A 14,622-nucleotide genomic window follows, 5' to 3' on the forward strand; every position below is an offset into this window, starting at 1 on the left:
GATCTCAGGCCGTCCCGTCAGCCCTTCAGCACCCGACGTCCGAGGGACGTCGCGCTGGCCGGGTTGTGGCCCGCGAGGGTGCCCGTGACGCGCACGCTGACGCGCTTGCCCCGGTCCTTCGGCGTCAGGCGGTACGTCGTCCCGGTGGCGCCGGGGATCGGCGCTCCGGCGCGCAGCCACCGCACCGTCAGCTTCGCGCCCGTCTCCCAGGCACCGACGGTCACCTTGAGCCGCTTGCCGACCTGCGGCGTGCCGCCCTCGACCACCGTGGTCGTCGGCTTCGCCGCGTCGACGGTGAAGTAGCGCTGCACGTCGACGCTGAAGATCGTCGAGCTGCCCTCGACGACGCCGTGGTAGAGCACCGTCGGGCCGGCGGCGACGAACGCCTGCACCTGGGTGTCGCCGGGGCGGACGTCCTTGACGCGGGCGGTGCCGGCGGCGGTGCCGTTGCTGACCCACGGCTCGCGTCCGGTCGTGGGTGTCGTGGCGCCGAAGGCCACGAAGCGTCCGTCGGCCACGAGCGGGCCGAGGATGCCGTCGGCGGCGCCCGGCGCGATGTCGCGCACCAGGCGGGTGCCCGCCGCCGTGCCGTTCGAGCGCCACAGCTCGCGACCGGTGCCCGGCAGGTCGGCGGTGAAGTAGGCGACGCCGGCGACGTCGGTGATCGCGTCGACGAAGCTCGCCTGCGCGCCCGGGGCGAGGTCCTTGACCAGGCCGGTGCCGGCCTTCGTGCCGTTGGTCGCGAACAGCTCGGCGCCCTGGCCCGGGGTGGTCGAGGCGTAGAAGACCCTCGAGCCCACCCGGGTGAGCTCGGAGAGGGACGACGACCCGACGCCGGGGGTGACGTCCTCGACGATCGTGGTGCCGGACGCCGTCCCGTCGCTGCGCCACAGCTCGCGGCCGAGCTCGCCGTCGTCGGCGCTGAAGACGACCGACCCGCTGCCGATCGGGGTGATGTCCTGCGGGGCGCCGCTCCCGCCCGCCTGGATGTTCTCGACGAGGGCGGTGCCGGCGGGGGTGCCGTTCGTCCGGTAGAGCTCGGTACCGCTGCCCAGCGCGAAGGCGGAGAAGAACGCCGTCCCGGACGGGGTGGCGGTGATGTCGACGGCGTTCGAGGAGGCCCCGCCGACCTGGACGTCCTTGAGCAGCGTGCTCGTGGCCTGGGTGCCGGCGCTGCTCCACGGCTCGACGCCGTGGGTGCCGTCGTCGGCGCGGAAGACGACGCGCGAGCCGACCGCGGTCAGCCCGGTCGGGTTCGAGCCGGCGGCGTTCGGCCCGATGTTCGCCGCGAGGCGGGTGCCGGCCGCGGTGCCGTCGGTGAGCCACAGCTCGCGGCCCTCCGACGGCGTGGTGGCGGCGAAGTAGACGCGGTTGCCGACGCGGGTCAGCTCGCCCGGGTTGCTGCTGCCGGCGCCGGGCACGATGTCCTTGAGGCGCTTGGTGCCGGCCGGCGTGCCGTCGGTGACCCACAGCTCGTGGCCGCCCGTCTCGCCCTGGGCGGCGAACAGGACTCGGTCGCCGAGCGCCGCGACGCCGCTCTCGGGGTCCATCGACGCGAACGACCTGGCCAGGACGACGGGGGCGTTGCCGTGCGCCTGGGCGGGGGCGCTGCCGAGGCCGAGGGCCAGGGTCGCGATCCCGAGGGCGACGACGGCGGCGCCTGCGGTGGTGCGCGTGGTGGTGCGGGTGGTGGGGGTGGGGGTGTTTCTCATCGCTGCTTTCCACTCGTCGGGGGCTCGACTTCGAGCCCGTTTCATTACGTGCCGTAACGTAACGAAACGGATGCGATGCTGGCAAGGGACTTCCTCGACCGGGCTAGACCACTGCGGACGACGAACGCCGGGCCGGGCCCGGGGCCCGGCCCGGCGTTCGGGCGGTGTCGTGAGGTGGTGCGGGTCAGCGCGTGACGCGCACCCGCAGCACGTTGCTGATGTCACCGGTGGCGGACTCCGAGGCCTTGGCGACCAGGCGGTAGAGCGAGGTGCCCCGGCGGGTCTCCTTCGGGAACCGGACGACGGCGTCGCCGTCCGCGTCGGCGGTCACGGTGCTGACGGTGCGCCAGTCGCCGGCGGCGTTGCGCTTCTGCAGCACGATCGGGTCCGCGCCGGCCTGCTCGACCGTGACGCGGTCGTTGCCCGCGGCCCTGCCCTGGCGGGTCGTGGCCTGGGTGCGCCAGCCCTCGACGCCGGTGACGGCCCGGACGGCGACGGGTCCGCCGACGACGCAGTCGACCCGGCCCTGCCAGTGGTAGTTGGTGCCGCCCACCTGGGTCCAGACCACGCTGAAGCGGGTGACGCCGGCCGGCCACTGCGGGTGGTCGGCGAACACGAAGCCCACCGTGCCGGTCCAGAAGCCGTTGTCGTAGTGGTAGTTCAGGGTGAACGGCCCCTGGTCGCTGTCGAAGCGCACGTTGACGTCGTTGGCCTGGCCGCTCGGCAGGTCACCGGGGTAGGCCACGGTCAGCTCGGAGCACGACGGGTCGGGGTAGGTCCAGTTCCAGTCGAAGCCGTTCGGGCCGCCGACCGGCGGGTTGGGCGAGGTCACCGGGATCTCGGGCGTCGTCGGGGTGCTCGGCGTCGACGGCGTGCTCGGGCTGGTCGGCGTCTCGGTCGTCGGCGGCGTCGAGGGCACCTCGGTCGTCGGCGGCGTGGTCGGCGGGGTCGGCGGCGTGGTCGGCGGGGTCGACGGCGGGGTCGACGGCGGGGTCGACGGCGGGGTCGACGGCGGGGTCGACGGCGGGGTCGACGGCGGGGTGGACGGCGGGGTCGACGGCGGCGTGGACGTGGGCGCGGTCGACGGCGTCGTGGTCGAGCCGTAGAGCAGCGAGTAGTGCGTCAGGTTGCCGCCGTCGCGGTGCTTGAGCACCAGGCTCGTCACAGGGGCGCTCAGTGCCACCTCGTAGGGAGCGCCGGTGGTGCCGCGCAGGCCGGCGGACTTCAGGCAGTAGCCCACGATCGTCCTGCCCGTGGGGGCGTTGACGACGATCTGGTCCTGGTTGCCGGGGACGACGACGCGCCCGCTGTCGAGGTCGGGGCAGTTGCCGACCGGCGCGGCGGCGGCCGAGGCGGTGGTGCCGCCGCCGGTCACGCCGAGCGTCGTGATCGCCACGGCGGCGACGGCGCCGATCGTGGCGAGTACTGCCTTGTGGGGGGTGCTCATGGGTCGAGGATCGGTCCCGCCCGCACGTCGCGACAGGTCAACGGCAGACTCTTGGGCCTCGCCAGACCGTTTCTTGCAGCCCCCTTGAGACACCGGTCACGAGGTCTGGACCAGCGCCCATCGGGTGGCGCGTATGGCCTTGAGTCTGATCAGCGGCCGAGCGCCAATCAGCTCTCAGTCGCGTCGGCCAATGTCTCGTCCTCAACCACCTCGACTGCCAGGGCGTCGACGGCTTTGACGAGTGCGCGGAGCTGTACCTCGAGGTCTCCTTCCAGAGCACCTTGCTCAACCCCGACCGGTAGAGCGAGAGGAACAAGGACGTCCGGGGCTTCGGAGCGTGCGTGGTGCGCGATTCCTGCAGCCGTTAATGCATCTGAGGTCGTCTTCGTCTCGCCGGGCTTCGTAACCTTGACCTGCGCCCACGCCGGACCGGGCCCATAGCGGTCCCACCAATTGGTCCACAACCCAACCCACAGCCACTTGCCGGACGGCGTCTTGATGTAGCGGCCGAACCCGCCGTCAGCGGTTCCGTTGCGGATCTTGGCGTCGGAGACGCGACCGCAGACTGCGCGTAGGCTGTCGGCAAGAGTCGCGAGTTGCCGTCCGACTCGTTGTGGCAGGTCATCGGGGAGTAGCGGCGTCCACCCGACTGAGGTCCGCCACTCCACAAGACTGCGGAGCTGGTCGACCTCGGCGCGTGCCTGGTTGTCGCCATGATCATCCGCGCTTTGGGCGAGCCTGTTGAGGAGGACCTCCCACGACATGACGGCAAGGACGTGGCCGGTGATCGGTAAAGGCATCGAGGCTCCAACATCGAGGCTGCCGCCGTCCATGCTCAGGGGTTCGAGGCTGCCGCCCGGGGCTACAGACACCGAGCGCCAGAGGTTGAACATGCGATCCCGCGGGACAAGGAAGACGAGCGCCCCCGGGACACCCGGATTGAGCTTTCCGACGTAAGCGGGACCGACCTGCGCGCTTGTTAAGGCCGCATCGAACTTCGCCTCGAGGATCAGACGCACGCCGACGGCGTCCGATGCGACTAGGTCTGGTCGACCCGCCGACGATGCATCGATGTCTTGACCCGTGAAGACCAACCCCTCGGGCGGCGTGCCATCGCAGAGTTCCGCGATCAGATTGGCCATGACAGCGCCGGCTGCCTGCGATCGTGAACAAATGTGAACAAGGGCCTCGGTCGCGACCGGCTCAGGCGGCAGACCACGCGAAGCGACAATCTGGGTTAACAGTGCATCCATGAGCGGCGATGCTGGCACTGCGACAGTCCCGTGACCAGCCACTAGTGAGGGTCGTGACTACTGCGACGGCGTCCCGGCCCGCGCCTCGGCCCGGGCCTTGATCGCGGTGATGACGTCGGTCTTGGCGTCGGAGTAGGCGTTCATGTCGGCCCACTCCCGCTCGAGCAGGTCGCGCTTGGTGCGCTCGTAGAGCGCGCGGTCGTCGGCGTCGGCGCGCAGGTGGTCGCGGAAGACGAGGTAGTCGCGCGCGGCCTGCGCCCCGACCTCGACGACGTGCACGTGGACGTCGAGGGCCGGCGTCCGCACGAGCCGGTGGCCGGGCTCACGCACCCGCAGCACGTAGCCGGCGGCGAGGAGCGGCTCGAGGTAGTCCTCCTCGGCGGTGATGTCGCGGACGGTCACCAGCACGTCGATGATCGGCTTGGCCGCCAGGCCCGGCACCGACGTCGAGCCGACGTGCTCGACCTGCACGGCGTGCGGGCCCAGCGCGTCTCGGATGCGGCGCTCGTGCTCGGCGAACGCCACGGGCCAGGCGGGGTCGGGGTCGCGGATCGTCAGCTCGCGCTGCTCGACGCCGCCGACCAGCTCGACCGTGGTGACGTCGGGACGGCGCGGGGTGCTCACCGGGCCATGATGCCGCGCCGCGGGAGCCGGGCCGTCAGGTCATCAGGTCGAGCAGACCCGTCGACTCCAGGGTGCGTCGCACCTGGCCGGTCGGCTCGCACACCGTCAGCGTGACGTGCTGGGCGCGGGCCCGCCGCCAGCCGTTGACCAGCACTCCGATGCCGCTGGAGTCCATGAAGGTCACGCCGGTGAGGTCGACGTAGACGTGGGACGCCGACCCGATCGCACGCAGCAGGTCGCCGCTGAGCTCGGTGGCGTTGCCGAGGTCGATCTCGCCCCACCAGATGAGCGTGACCTCGGTGCTGACGTCGCGGGTCGGGGCATTGGTCATGGGACGGCTCTCGGTACGAGCGGCGCTGGGGGCGGCCGCTGGCGCTCGATCATGGCACCGACGGGGTGAGGCCGGTCCACCCCACGGAGAAGTTCCCGCGGGGCGCACTGCGTGCGAGGATCGCATCACGAGCCCGACGGCTCGCCGGACGAGGGAGCCGTACCCGGACTGCGACAAGACGGCCTGTCGGAGGGTCGTCGTCATGGCGTGGTTGGTTCTCGTGGTCTCGGGCGTGCTCGAGGCGGTCTGGGCGGTCGCGCTCGGCCGTTCGGAGGGGTTCTCGCGGCTGGTGCCGTCGCTCGTCTTCGGGGTCGGTCTGGCGGTGAGCATGGCCGGCCTGGCCTTCGCGATGCGCACGCTGCCGGTCGGCACGGCGTACGCCGTCTGGGTCGGCATCGGCGCGTCGCTGACCGTCGTGTTCGGCATGGTCACCGGTTCCGAGCCGGTGAGCCTGGTGAAGGTGCTGCTCATCGTGGGCCTGGTCGGCTGCGTCGTCGGGCTCAAGCTGGCCCACTGACTCGACGAGGTGGCGGGGCCAGGGGCCAGACTGCGCGACATGCCCCACGACGCTCTCGAGCCGCACCCCCTCGTCCGCCTGCTCGAGAAGCCGCGAGCCGAGTTCACCTGCAGCGACCTGGTGGAGGCGGTCGAGCGGCTCGGGCTGCGTCAGGTCGACCTGCGCTACGTCGGCGGCGACGGCCGGCTGAAGTCGATCGCGTTCGTGCCCAACTCGCGCCGGCACCTCGTCGAGATCCTCACCCGCGGCGAGCGGGTCGACGGCTCGAGCATCTTCAGCGACACCGACACCGAGGCCAGCGACGTCTACCTCGTGCCGCGCCACCGCACGGCGTTCGTCAACCCCTTCGGCGAGCGGCCCTCGCTCGACGTCCTCTGCTCGCTCTACGACGAGGACGGCGCCCCGCTGGCCCACGCCCGCGAGCAGATCGTGCGGCGCGCGGCCGAGACGCTGACCCGCGAGACGGGCTTCGTGCTCGAGGCCTTCGGCGAGCTGGAGTACTACCTCGTCCAGGCCGCCGACGCGATCTTCCCGGTCGAGGAGGAGCGCGGCTACCAGGAGTCGGGCCCGTTCTCGAAGGGCGAGCGACTGCGCGAGGAGGTGCTCGGCCACCTCAGCGCGATGGGGGTGCAGCTGAAGTACGGGCACGGCGAGGTCGGCAACGTGCTCGACGGCGAGCGCCAGCTGGTGCAGCACGAGATCGAGCTGTGGCCGGTGCCGCTCGAGGAGGCCGCCGACGCGCTCGTGCTGGCCAAGTGGGTCGTGCGACAGGTCGCCTACCAGCACGGCGTCGAGGTCACCTTCGCGCCGTCCATCGGCGAGGAGGGTGCGGGTAGCGGCCTGCACGTGCACAGCCGGCTGGTGCGCGACGGGTCGAACGCGATCGCGGGCGACGTGGGGGCCAACGAGACCGGACGACGCCTCATCGCCGGCTACCTGACCGCGGCGCCGGCCCTCACCGCGTTCGGCAACACGGTGCCGACGTCGTACTTGCGGTTCGTCGAGGGCGACGAGTCGCCCGACGACATCTGCTGGGGCGAGACCGACCGCACCGGCCTCGTGCGCGTCCCGCTGGCGTGGGGCGGCGACGTGCTGCCGGCGATGGTCGCCCACGCCAACCCCGGCCCCCGCGACCCGATCGCCGAGCCCGACGTCGACCCGCAGACGGTCGAGCTGCGCCTGGCCGACGGCTCGGCCGAGGTGCACCTGCTGCTCGCCGGCATGGCGGTCGCGGCCCGCGAGGGGCTCGCCGACCCCGGCGGCCTGGAGGTGGCCGAGCGTCTCAGCACCGACGGCGCCGACGACCACGACGACTTCGAGCAGCTGCCGTCGTCGTGCGGCGAGTCGGCCGACGCCCTCGAGGCGGAGCGGGCGCGGTTCGAGGCCCACGACGTGTTCCCGGCGGTGGTCGTCGACGCCACGATCAGCCGGCTTCGGCGGCTCCACGACGAGGCGCCGGTCAAGAAGCTGGCCAAGGACGACGAGCTGCGCGCCGCGCTGGTCAGGCGCGACTGGCACGTCGGCTAGAGCGACGGCAGGCCGCGGTCGGCGAGCCTCTCGCGCAGCACGTCGCGACCGGCCATCGAGCCCGGGCCGGCCAGCCGCTCGACGACGCGGCCCGACCAGGGCTGCCGGTCGAGACCGTGCTGTGCGCGGTAGCCGTCGAGCACCGCGTCGTACCCCTCGGCCGCGGCGTCGGCCCGGGCGGCGTCGTACCGCTCGTGGTGCAGGACGGCGTCCTGGGGCAGCCGCGGCTTCACACCGGCGTCCTCGTCGGGGTCGGGCCGCCCCACGGCGAGCCCGAACGCGGCCACGGCGCCGTCGGGCAGGTCGAGCTCGGCGGCGACCTCCCTCGGTCGGTTGCGCACCGCGCCGACGTAGGTGGTGCCGAGGCCGAGTGACTGCGCGGCGACGACGGCGTTCTGGGCCGCGAGCGCGGCGTCGACGAAGCCGATGAGGGTGGTCTCGAGGTAGTCGACCGCGTCGACCCGGGCGTCGCGCGCGGCCGCGAGCCGTCGCGCGCGCGACAGGTCGGCGACCCAGACGAGGAAGACCGCCGCCTGCGCCACGAACGCCTGCTCGCCGGCCAGCGCGGCCAGCCGCTCCTTGCGCTCGGTGTCGCGGACGGCGACGACGCTCCACGCCTGCAGGTTCGACGACGTCGGCGCCGACTGCGCCGCGGCGACCAGCGCCCGCACGTGGTCGTCGTCCACCTCGCCGGCGGGTCCGGGCACGAAGCGGCGCGTCGACCGGCGCGCGAGCAGCAGGTCGATCACGTCGGAGCCCACGCCGAGCGCGGCCCCCGCGTCGCCGTAGCGACGCGCCACGGGTCGGGCCGGATCTGTGATCACGTCATTCTCCACTAGAGTCATAGACATAACTTAGTTTCTACTCAACGACGTGCCTCAGGAGGCCCCCATGAGCAGCGAGTTCCTCTGGTACATCCCCAACCAGGTCGAGCCCGGCCACCGCGGCGACGACGCGACGACCGACCACAACACCTTCGACGCCCTCGTCGGCCACGCTCTCACCCTCGAGGAGCGCGGCTGGGACGGCGCCCTCATCGGCACCAGCTGGGGCCGGCCCGACACCTTCACGCTGGCCACGGCGCTGACGGCGCGCACCACGACCTTCGAGCCGCTGATCGCCATCCGGCCCGGCTACTGGCGCCCGGCCAACTTCGCCTCGGCCGCGGCCACGCTCGACCACCTCAGCGGCGGGCGGGTGCGGATCAACATCGTCTCGGGCCAGGATCGGCTCGCGGCCTACGGCGACAGCGAGGGCGACCAGGCCCACCGCTACGCCCGCACCCGCGAGTTCATGCAGCTGGTGCGGCGGCTGTGGACCGAGGAGTCGGTGACCTTCGAGGGCGAGCACTTCTCCGTGACCGACTCGACCGTGCAGCCGCGCATCGTCACGCGCCCCGGCCGGCCGCACCCGCGCCTGTACTTCGGTGGCGCGTCGGAGGCCGCCGAGCGCGTCGCGGCCACCGAGGCCGACGTCCAGCTGTTCTGGGGCGAGCCGCTGGACGGCGTCGCCGAGCGCATCGACCGGCTGCGCGCCCTGAGTGCCGAGCTCGGCCGCGAGCACGCCCCGCTGGAGTTCGGGCTGCGCATCACCACCGTGGTGCGCGAGACCACCGACGAGGCGTGGGCCGACGCCGAGGCGAAGGTCGCGGTGATGGCCGAGCAGGCGCGCGCCGGCGGCGGCGTCGACCAGCGGCCGCACCGTGGCCCGGCCACCGGCCAGCAGCGGCTGCTCGACCTCGCCGCCCGCGGCGACGTCATCGACGACCACCTCTACACCGCCCCGGGTCGCTACGGCGGGGGCGGTGCCGGCACCACGTGGCTGGTCGGCTCGGCCGAGGACGTCGCCAAGTCGCTGCGGCGCTACGCCGACCTCGGCGTCACGACCTTCGTGCTCTCCGACACCCCCTACGTGCGCGAGATGCGACGCCAGGGCGACCACCTCCTGCCGCTGCTGCGCGACTGACGCACCGGTGCGTGGGATGATGCAAAGTAATGTAACTCAGTATGGTTAACTGAGATACGTTGCTTAAGAACCCCCAGGAGGACAGCGTGACACCACTCGTTCGACCCACCCGGCGGCTGCGGGCCGCCGCGAGCGCCGCGGCGCTGCTCACCGCGACGGCCCTGCTCGCCGGCTGCGGCGGCGACGACGCCGGCCCGCGCCTCGGGCTCGACGAACCGATCCCCGACGACGTCCCCTCCGACACCGTGCTGCGCGTCGGCGACCCGACCACGCAGGTCGCCCTCGAGCTCTCGGGCCTCGACGACGACCTGCCGTTCGACATCGAGTGGGCCAACATCAGCGGCGGCCCGAAGACCCTCGAGGCCTTCCGCGGCGACGCGCTCGACGTCGGCTCGGTCGCCGACATCCCGCCGCTGTTCGCGAAGTGGACCGGCACCGACGTCCGCATCATCGCCACCCGCGAGACCGTCGACCCGCTCGACCACCCGACCTACGAGCTGGGCGTGGCGCCGGGCGTCGAGGTCGACGAGCTCACCGACCTCGCCGGCAAGAAGATCGCCTACAGCCCCGGCCAGGCGCAGGGCGCGCTGGTGCTCAAGGTGCTGAAAGAGGCCGGTCTCACCCAGGACGACGTCGAGCTGGTCGAGATGGCCAGCGTCGACGACACCTACGTCAACGCCCTCGGCAGCAACCAGGTCGACGTCGCCCCGCTGGGCCAGACGCTGGTGCCGCCGTTCCTCGCCAAGTACGAGCAGGACGGCGCCCACACCGTCTCGCCCGGCGTGCGCGACGACTACTGGAACCTCTACGTGCCCACCGCGGTGCTCGAGGACGAGCACAAGGCGGCCGCGCTGCGGAAGTACGCCGACCTGTGGGCGCAGGCCCAGACCTGGATCAACGAGCACCCCGACGAGTTCGCGCAGGGCTTCTACGTCGAGCACGAGGGTCTCTCGGAGGAGGACGCCGCCTACCTGGTCGACGCGCTCGGCGAGAAGTCGGTGCCGCAGGACTGGAGCGAGATCATCGCCGGCCACCAGGAGACCGCCGACCTGCTGGCGACCGAGCAGGGCCACGACCAGCTCGACGTCGAGGCGCTCTTCGACCGCCGCTTCGAGCCCGGCAACGACGGCGCGCTCCCCAGTGGGAGCAGCGACGAGAAGGCGGCCGAGCAGTGAGCGCGCCGACCCTCGACACCGGCACCCGGGCCGACGCCCCCGCCACCGGCCCGGTCGTCGACGAGCGCGTCCGGCTGCGCCGGCTCGGGCCCGGGGACGGCGTCCGCGGCGGCATCCTGCTGGGCCCGGTGCTGCTGCTGGCGTTCTGGGTGGTCGGCTCGGCCACCGGGTTCATCGACGAGCGCACCCTCTCGGCGCCGTGGACGGTCCTCGAGGCCGCCCGCGAGCTGTGGGACGACGGCCGGCTGCAGGAGGGCCTGGTCACCTCGGCCACCCGGGCGGGCCTCGGCCTGCTGCTCGGCGTCGCGGTCGGCCTGGTGCTGGCGCTCGTCGCCGGCCTGTCGCGGCTGGGCGAGGCCGTCGTCGACGGCCCCGTGCAGGTCAAGCGCTCGATCCCGAGCCTGGCCCTCATCCCGCTGCTCATCCTGTGGTTCGGCATCGGCGAGGAGATGAAGATCTACACGATCGCCCTCGGCGTGCTGGTCCCGATCTACATCCACACCCACAACGGCCTGCGCAGCATCGACGGCCGCTACGCCGAGCTGGCCGAGACCATCGGCGTCAGCCGCACCCAGTTCGTGCGGCAGGTCGTCGTCCCCGGTGCCATGCCCGGCTTCCTGCTCGGCATGCGCTTCGCGGTCACCGGAGCACTGCTCGCGCTGGTGGTCGTGGAGCAGATCAACGCGACCAGCGGGATCGGCTACATGATCACGCTGGCCTCCAGCTACGGCCAGACCGACGTGATCATCGTCGGCCTCGTCGTCTACGCGGTGCTGGGCCTGGTGGCCGACGGCGCCGTCCGACTCATCGGGAGGAAGGTGCTCACGTGGCGACGCACGCTCGAGAGCTGAGCGCGGCGGTGCGGGTCGAGGGCCTGCACCGCAGCTTCAACGAGGCGGGCGGGGTGCTCAACGGCCTCGACCTGCGCATCGGACGGGGCGAGTTCGTCGCCCTCATCGGCCGCAGCGGCAGCGGCAAGAGCACGCTGCTGCGCGCCCTGGCCGGCCTCGACCGCGGGGTCGCCGGGCACGGCCGGGTGCAGGTGCCGGGCAAGGTCTCGATGGTCTTCCAGGACTCGCGGCTGCTGCCGTGGCGCCGGGTGCTCGACAACGTCGTCTTCGGCCTCGAGGGACGCGACGCGCGCGAGCGCGGCCGCACCGCCCTGGCCGAGGTCGGCCTGGCCGGGCGCGAGAAGGCCTGGCCGCACGAGCTCTCCGGCGGCGAGGCGCAGCGGGCCGCCCTGGCGCGCTCGCTGGTGCGCGACCCCGAGCTGCTGCTGGCCGACGAGCCGTTCGGCGCCCTCGACGCGCTCACCCGGCTCAACATGCACACGCTGCTGCGCGAGCTGTGCGCGCGGCACCGGCCCGCCGTCCTGCTGGTCACCCACGACGTCGACGAGGCCATCACGCTGGCCGACCGGGTCATCGTGCTCGACGGCGGCGTCGTCCACAGCGACGTGCGCATCCTGCTCGACGCGCGCCGCGACCCCGCCGACCCGCGGTTCGCGACGCTGCGGCGCCGGCTGCTCAACGCGCTCGGGGTCGACGTCGACGCCAACGGCATGGTGCACGACCCCGACCCCGACGACCTCGCGCACGACCGGCCCGACCGCAGCCGCGGCGTCGACCGCAAGGAGGCGGTCGGATGACGGGGAAGCGGATGCTGCACCTGAACGCCTTCCTGATGAGCACCGGCCACCACGAGGCGTCGTGGCGGTTGCCCGAGAGCGACCCGGCGGCGAACACCGACGTGCGGCACTACGTCGAGCTGGCCCGCACGGCCGAGCGCGGTCGCCTCGACTCGGTGTTCTTCGCCGACTCGCCGGCCCTGTTCAGCGACGTCGGACGACGTCCCGCCGGCTCGCTCGAGCCCACCGTGCTGCTCGCCGCGATGGCGATGGCCACCGAGCGGGTCGGGCTGATCGCCACGGCGTCCACCACCTACAACGAGCCCTACAACCTGGCCCGGCGGTTCGCCTCGCTCGACCACCTCAGCGGCGGCCGCGCGGGCTGGAACGTCGTCACCACCGCCACCCTCGACGCGGCGCGCAACTTCAACCTCGACGAGCTGCCCGGCCACCGCGAGCGCTACCGCCGCGCCGAGGAGTTCGTCGAGGTGAGCGCGAAGCTCTGGGACAGCTGGGACGACGACGCCGTGCTCGCCGACAAGGACGCCGGCCGCTGGGGCGACGCCGCGCGGGTGCACCCCGTCGAGCACGCCGGCCGCCACTTCAGCGTCGCCGGCGCGCTCAACCTGCCGCGCTCCCCGCAGGGCCGGCCGGTCCTGGTGCAGGCCGGCTCGTCGGAGGACGGCCGCGACTTCGCCGCCCGGCACGCCGAGGCGGTCTTCACCGCCCAGCAGACCCTCGCCGACGCGCAGGACTTCTACGCCGACCTGAAGAACCGCGCCCGCCGGTTCGGCCGCGACCCGGCGCTGGTCAAGGTGCTGCCGGGCATCGTGCCGGTCATCGGCGGCACCGAGGCCGAGGCGCTCGCGCTCGAGCGCGAGCTCGACGAGCTGATCCGGCCCGAGTACGCCCGCGACCAGCTGGCCCGCACGCTGCGGGTGGCGCCGTCCGACCTGCCGCTCGACGGGCAGCTGCCCGCCGACCTGCCCGACGAGGACGAGATCGAGGGCGCCAAGTCGCGCTACACGCTCATCGTCACCCTCGCGCGGCGCGAGCGGCTGACGGTGCGCGAGCTCATCGGCCGTCTCGGCGGCGGCCGCGGCCACCGCACCTTCACCGGCACGCCCGACCAGGTCGCCGCCGCTCTGGAGGAGTGGGCCGACGCCGGCGCCGCCGACGGCTTCAACGTGATGCCGCCGGTGCTGCCGTCCGGGCTCGACGTCTTCGTCGACCAGGTCGTGCCACTGTTGCAGGACCGCGGCCGCTTCCGGCGCGACTACGACGGCACCACCCTGCGCGACCACTACGGGCTGCCCCGGCCCACCCCCGTCCGCGTCCCCCTCGACGGCTCCCTCGACGACTCCCAGGAGATCGCATGACCGACTACTCGACCTACCGCCCGCTCGGCACCACCGGTGTGCGGGTCAGCCCGCTGACCCTCGGCGCCATGATGTTCGGCGCGTGGGGCAACCCCGACCACGACGAGAGCATCCGCATCATCCACCGCGCGCTCGACGCCGGCATCAACGTCATCGACACCGCCGACGTCTACGCCCGCGGCGAGTCGGAGGAGATCGTCGGCAAGGCCCTCAAGGGGCGCCGGGACGACGTCGTCCTGGCCACCAAGTTCCACGGCGCGATGCACGACGACGACCCCAACCAGGGCGGCAACTCGCGCCGTTGGATCGTCCGCGAGGTCGAGGCGTCGCTGCGCCGGCTGCAGACCGACCACATCGACCTCTACCAGGTGCACCGCCCCCGGCCCGAGATCGACGTCGACGAGACCCTCGGCGCGCTCACCGACCTCGTGCGCCAGGGCAAGATCCGCTACGTCGGCACCTCGACGTTCCTGCCCTCGCAGCTGGTCGAGGCGCAGTGGGTCGCCGAGCGGCGCCAGCGCGAGCGGCCGGTCACCGAGCAGCCGCCGTACTCGATCCTCGCCCGCGAGGTCGAGCGCGACGTGCTGCCGCTGGCCCAGAAGCACGGCATCGGCATCCTGCCCTGGAGCCCGCTCGCCGGCGGCTGGCTCTCGGGCCGCTACCGCCGCGGCGAGGAGGCGCCCACCTCGAGCCGCATGAAGCGGCAGCCGGCGCGGCACGACCCGTCGCTGCCCGAGAACGCCGCCAAGCTGGACGCCGTCCACCGGCTCACCGACCTGGCCGACCAGGCCGGGCTGTCGCTGATCCACCTCGCGCTGGCCTTCGTGCTCGAGCACCCGGCGGTCTCCTCGGCCATCATCGGCCCCCGCACCCTCGAGCAGCTCGAGTCGCAGCTGGGCGTCGAGAAGGTGACCCTCTCGGCCGACGTCCTCGACGCCATCGACGAAATCGTGCCCCCGGGCACGACCCTCAACGAGGCCGACCGCGGCTGGGCCCCGCCCGCCCTCGTCGAGTCGCGGCTGCGGCGCGGCGGGGCTCGCTGACCCAGCTCGGACGACGCACCCT

Annotated in this window: 14 protein-coding genes and 1 riboswitch; of the genes, 8 read left to right on the forward strand and 6 right to left on the reverse strand. The window is 72.9% G+C overall.

What is annotated here, in order from left to right; translation table 11 throughout:
* Nucleotides 1-17 precede the first annotated feature (17 nt).
* The 5 genes from ABEA04_RS02880 to ABEA04_RS02900 form a co-directional block, all read right to left on the reverse strand.
* Entirely contained in the window at nucleotides 18-1,712 is a 1,695-nt protein-coding gene (locus tag ABEA04_RS02880; protein WP_345454335.1) for an ELWxxDGT repeat protein, read from the reverse strand.
* A 184-nt stretch (nucleotides 1,713-1,896) separates the two neighbouring features.
* Nucleotides 1,897-3,159, reverse strand: a complete 1,263-nt coding sequence (locus ABEA04_RS02885; protein WP_345454337.1) for a hypothetical protein — start codon at nucleotides 3,157-3,159, stop codon at nucleotides 1,897-1,899.
* A gap of 167 nt (nucleotides 3,160-3,326) precedes the next feature.
* The gene (locus tag ABEA04_RS02890; protein WP_345454339.1) at nucleotides 3,327-4,412 is read right to left on the reverse strand and encodes a hypothetical protein; all 1,086 of its coding nucleotides are present in this window, start codon (nucleotides 4,410-4,412) and stop codon (nucleotides 3,327-3,329) included.
* A 57-nt stretch (nucleotides 4,413-4,469) separates the two neighbouring features.
* A complete protein-coding gene (locus ABEA04_RS02895; protein ID WP_345454341.1) occupies nucleotides 4,470-5,036 on the reverse strand; it encodes a GrpB family protein in 567 nt (188 codons plus the stop codon).
* A gap of 34 nt (nucleotides 5,037-5,070) precedes the next feature.
* A complete protein-coding gene (locus ABEA04_RS02900) occupies nucleotides 5,071-5,367 on the reverse strand; it encodes an STAS domain-containing protein (protein ID WP_345454343.1) in 297 nt (98 codons plus the stop codon).
* Between the two features lie 124 nt (nucleotides 5,368-5,491).
* Nucleotides 5,492-5,555: riboswitch (guanidine-III (ykkC-III) riboswitch) on the forward strand.
* Between the two features lie 14 nt (nucleotides 5,556-5,569).
* Here ABEA04_RS02900 and ABEA04_RS02905 point away from each other — a divergent pair.
* Nucleotides 5,570-5,884 (forward strand): DMT family transporter, encoded by a 315-nt coding sequence (locus ABEA04_RS02905; protein ID WP_345454345.1) that lies wholly within the window; start codon nucleotides 5,570-5,572, stop codon nucleotides 5,882-5,884.
* 39 nt (nucleotides 5,885-5,923) lie between these two features.
* Nucleotides 5,924-7,411, forward strand: coding sequence for a glutamine synthetase beta-grasp domain-containing protein (locus ABEA04_RS02910; protein WP_345454347.1), 1,488 nt, complete (start codon nucleotides 5,924-5,926; stop codon nucleotides 7,409-7,411).
* Here ABEA04_RS02910 and ABEA04_RS02915 read toward each other — a convergent pair.
* On the reverse strand, nucleotides 7,408-8,235 hold the full coding sequence (locus ABEA04_RS02915) for a nitroreductase family protein (protein WP_345454349.1): 828 nt from the start codon (nucleotides 8,233-8,235) through the stop codon (nucleotides 7,408-7,410). The two genes, ABEA04_RS02910 and ABEA04_RS02915, sit on opposite strands and share 4 nt — an antisense overlap.
* 67 nt (nucleotides 8,236-8,302) lie before the next feature.
* Here ABEA04_RS02915 and ABEA04_RS02920 point away from each other — a divergent pair, with 67 nt between their 5' ends.
* From ABEA04_RS02920 to ABEA04_RS02945, 6 genes are all read left to right on the forward strand, one after another.
* A complete protein-coding gene (locus tag ABEA04_RS02920; protein WP_345454351.1) occupies nucleotides 8,303-9,376 on the forward strand; it encodes an LLM class flavin-dependent oxidoreductase in 1,074 nt (357 codons plus the stop codon).
* Between the two features lie 86 nt (nucleotides 9,377-9,462).
* Nucleotides 9,463-10,551: an ABC transporter substrate-binding protein gene (locus ABEA04_RS02925; protein WP_345454353.1), complete on the forward strand. Its 1,089-nt coding sequence runs from the start codon at nucleotides 9,463-9,465 to the stop codon at nucleotides 10,549-10,551.
* Nucleotides 10,548-11,402, forward strand: coding sequence for an ABC transporter permease (locus ABEA04_RS02930; protein ID WP_345454355.1), 855 nt, complete (start codon nucleotides 10,548-10,550; stop codon nucleotides 11,400-11,402). The genes ABEA04_RS02925 and ABEA04_RS02930 overlap by 4 nt, the downstream gene beginning before the upstream one ends.
* Entirely contained in the window at nucleotides 11,378-12,199 is an 822-nt protein-coding gene (locus ABEA04_RS02935) for an ABC transporter ATP-binding protein (protein WP_345454357.1), read from the forward strand. Before ABEA04_RS02930 ends, ABEA04_RS02935 begins: the two co-directional genes overlap by 25 nt.
* Nucleotides 12,196-13,557 carry an LLM class flavin-dependent oxidoreductase gene (locus tag ABEA04_RS02940; RefSeq protein WP_345454359.1) on the forward strand — a complete coding sequence of 454 codons (1,362 nt, stop codon included), beginning with the start codon at nucleotides 12,196-12,198 and terminating at the stop codon, nucleotides 13,555-13,557. Before ABEA04_RS02935 ends, ABEA04_RS02940 begins: the two co-directional genes overlap by 4 nt.
* A complete protein-coding gene (locus tag ABEA04_RS02945; protein ID WP_345454361.1) occupies nucleotides 13,554-14,600 on the forward strand; it encodes an aldo/keto reductase in 1,047 nt (348 codons plus the stop codon). Before ABEA04_RS02940 ends, ABEA04_RS02945 begins: the two co-directional genes overlap by 4 nt.
* Nucleotides 14,601-14,622 lie beyond the last annotated feature (22 nt).

Origin of the sequence: Nocardioides marinquilinus (assembly GCF_039543705.1) — a bacterium.
GTDB lineage: Bacteria > Actinomycetota > Actinomycetes > Propionibacteriales > Nocardioidaceae > Nocardioides > Nocardioides marinquilinus.

What these genes read in the sequence shown, in the direction of transcription:
- ABEA04_RS02910 (WP_345454347.1), top strand. Translation starts at nt 5,924, where the DNA reads ATGCCCCACGACGCTCTCGAGCCGCACCCCCTCGTCCGCCTGCTCGAG.
- ABEA04_RS02900 (WP_345454343.1), bottom strand. Translation starts at nt 5,367, where the DNA reads ATGACCAATGCCCCGACCCGCGACGTCAGCACCGAGGTCACGCTCATC.
- ABEA04_RS02920 (WP_345454351.1), top strand. Translation starts at nt 8,303, where the DNA reads ATGAGCAGCGAGTTCCTCTGGTACATCCCCAACCAGGTCGAGCCCGGC.
- ABEA04_RS02885 (WP_345454337.1), bottom strand. Translation starts at nt 3,159, where the DNA reads ATGAGCACCCCCCACAAGGCAGTACTCGCCACGATCGGCGCCGTCGCC.
- ABEA04_RS02880 (WP_345454335.1), bottom strand. Translation starts at nt 1,712, where the DNA reads ATGAGAAACACCCCCACCCCCACCACCCGCACCACCACGCGCACCACC.
- ABEA04_RS02890 (WP_345454339.1), bottom strand. Translation starts at nt 4,412, where the DNA reads ATGGATGCACTGTTAACCCAGATTGTCGCTTCGCGTGGTCTGCCGCCT.
- ABEA04_RS02940 (WP_345454359.1), top strand. Translation starts at nt 12,196, where the DNA reads ATGACGGGGAAGCGGATGCTGCACCTGAACGCCTTCCTGATGAGCACC.
- ABEA04_RS02905 (WP_345454345.1), top strand. Translation starts at nt 5,570, where the DNA reads ATGGCGTGGTTGGTTCTCGTGGTCTCGGGCGTGCTCGAGGCGGTCTGG.
- ABEA04_RS02945 (WP_345454361.1), top strand. Translation starts at nt 13,554, where the DNA reads ATGACCGACTACTCGACCTACCGCCCGCTCGGCACCACCGGTGTGCGG.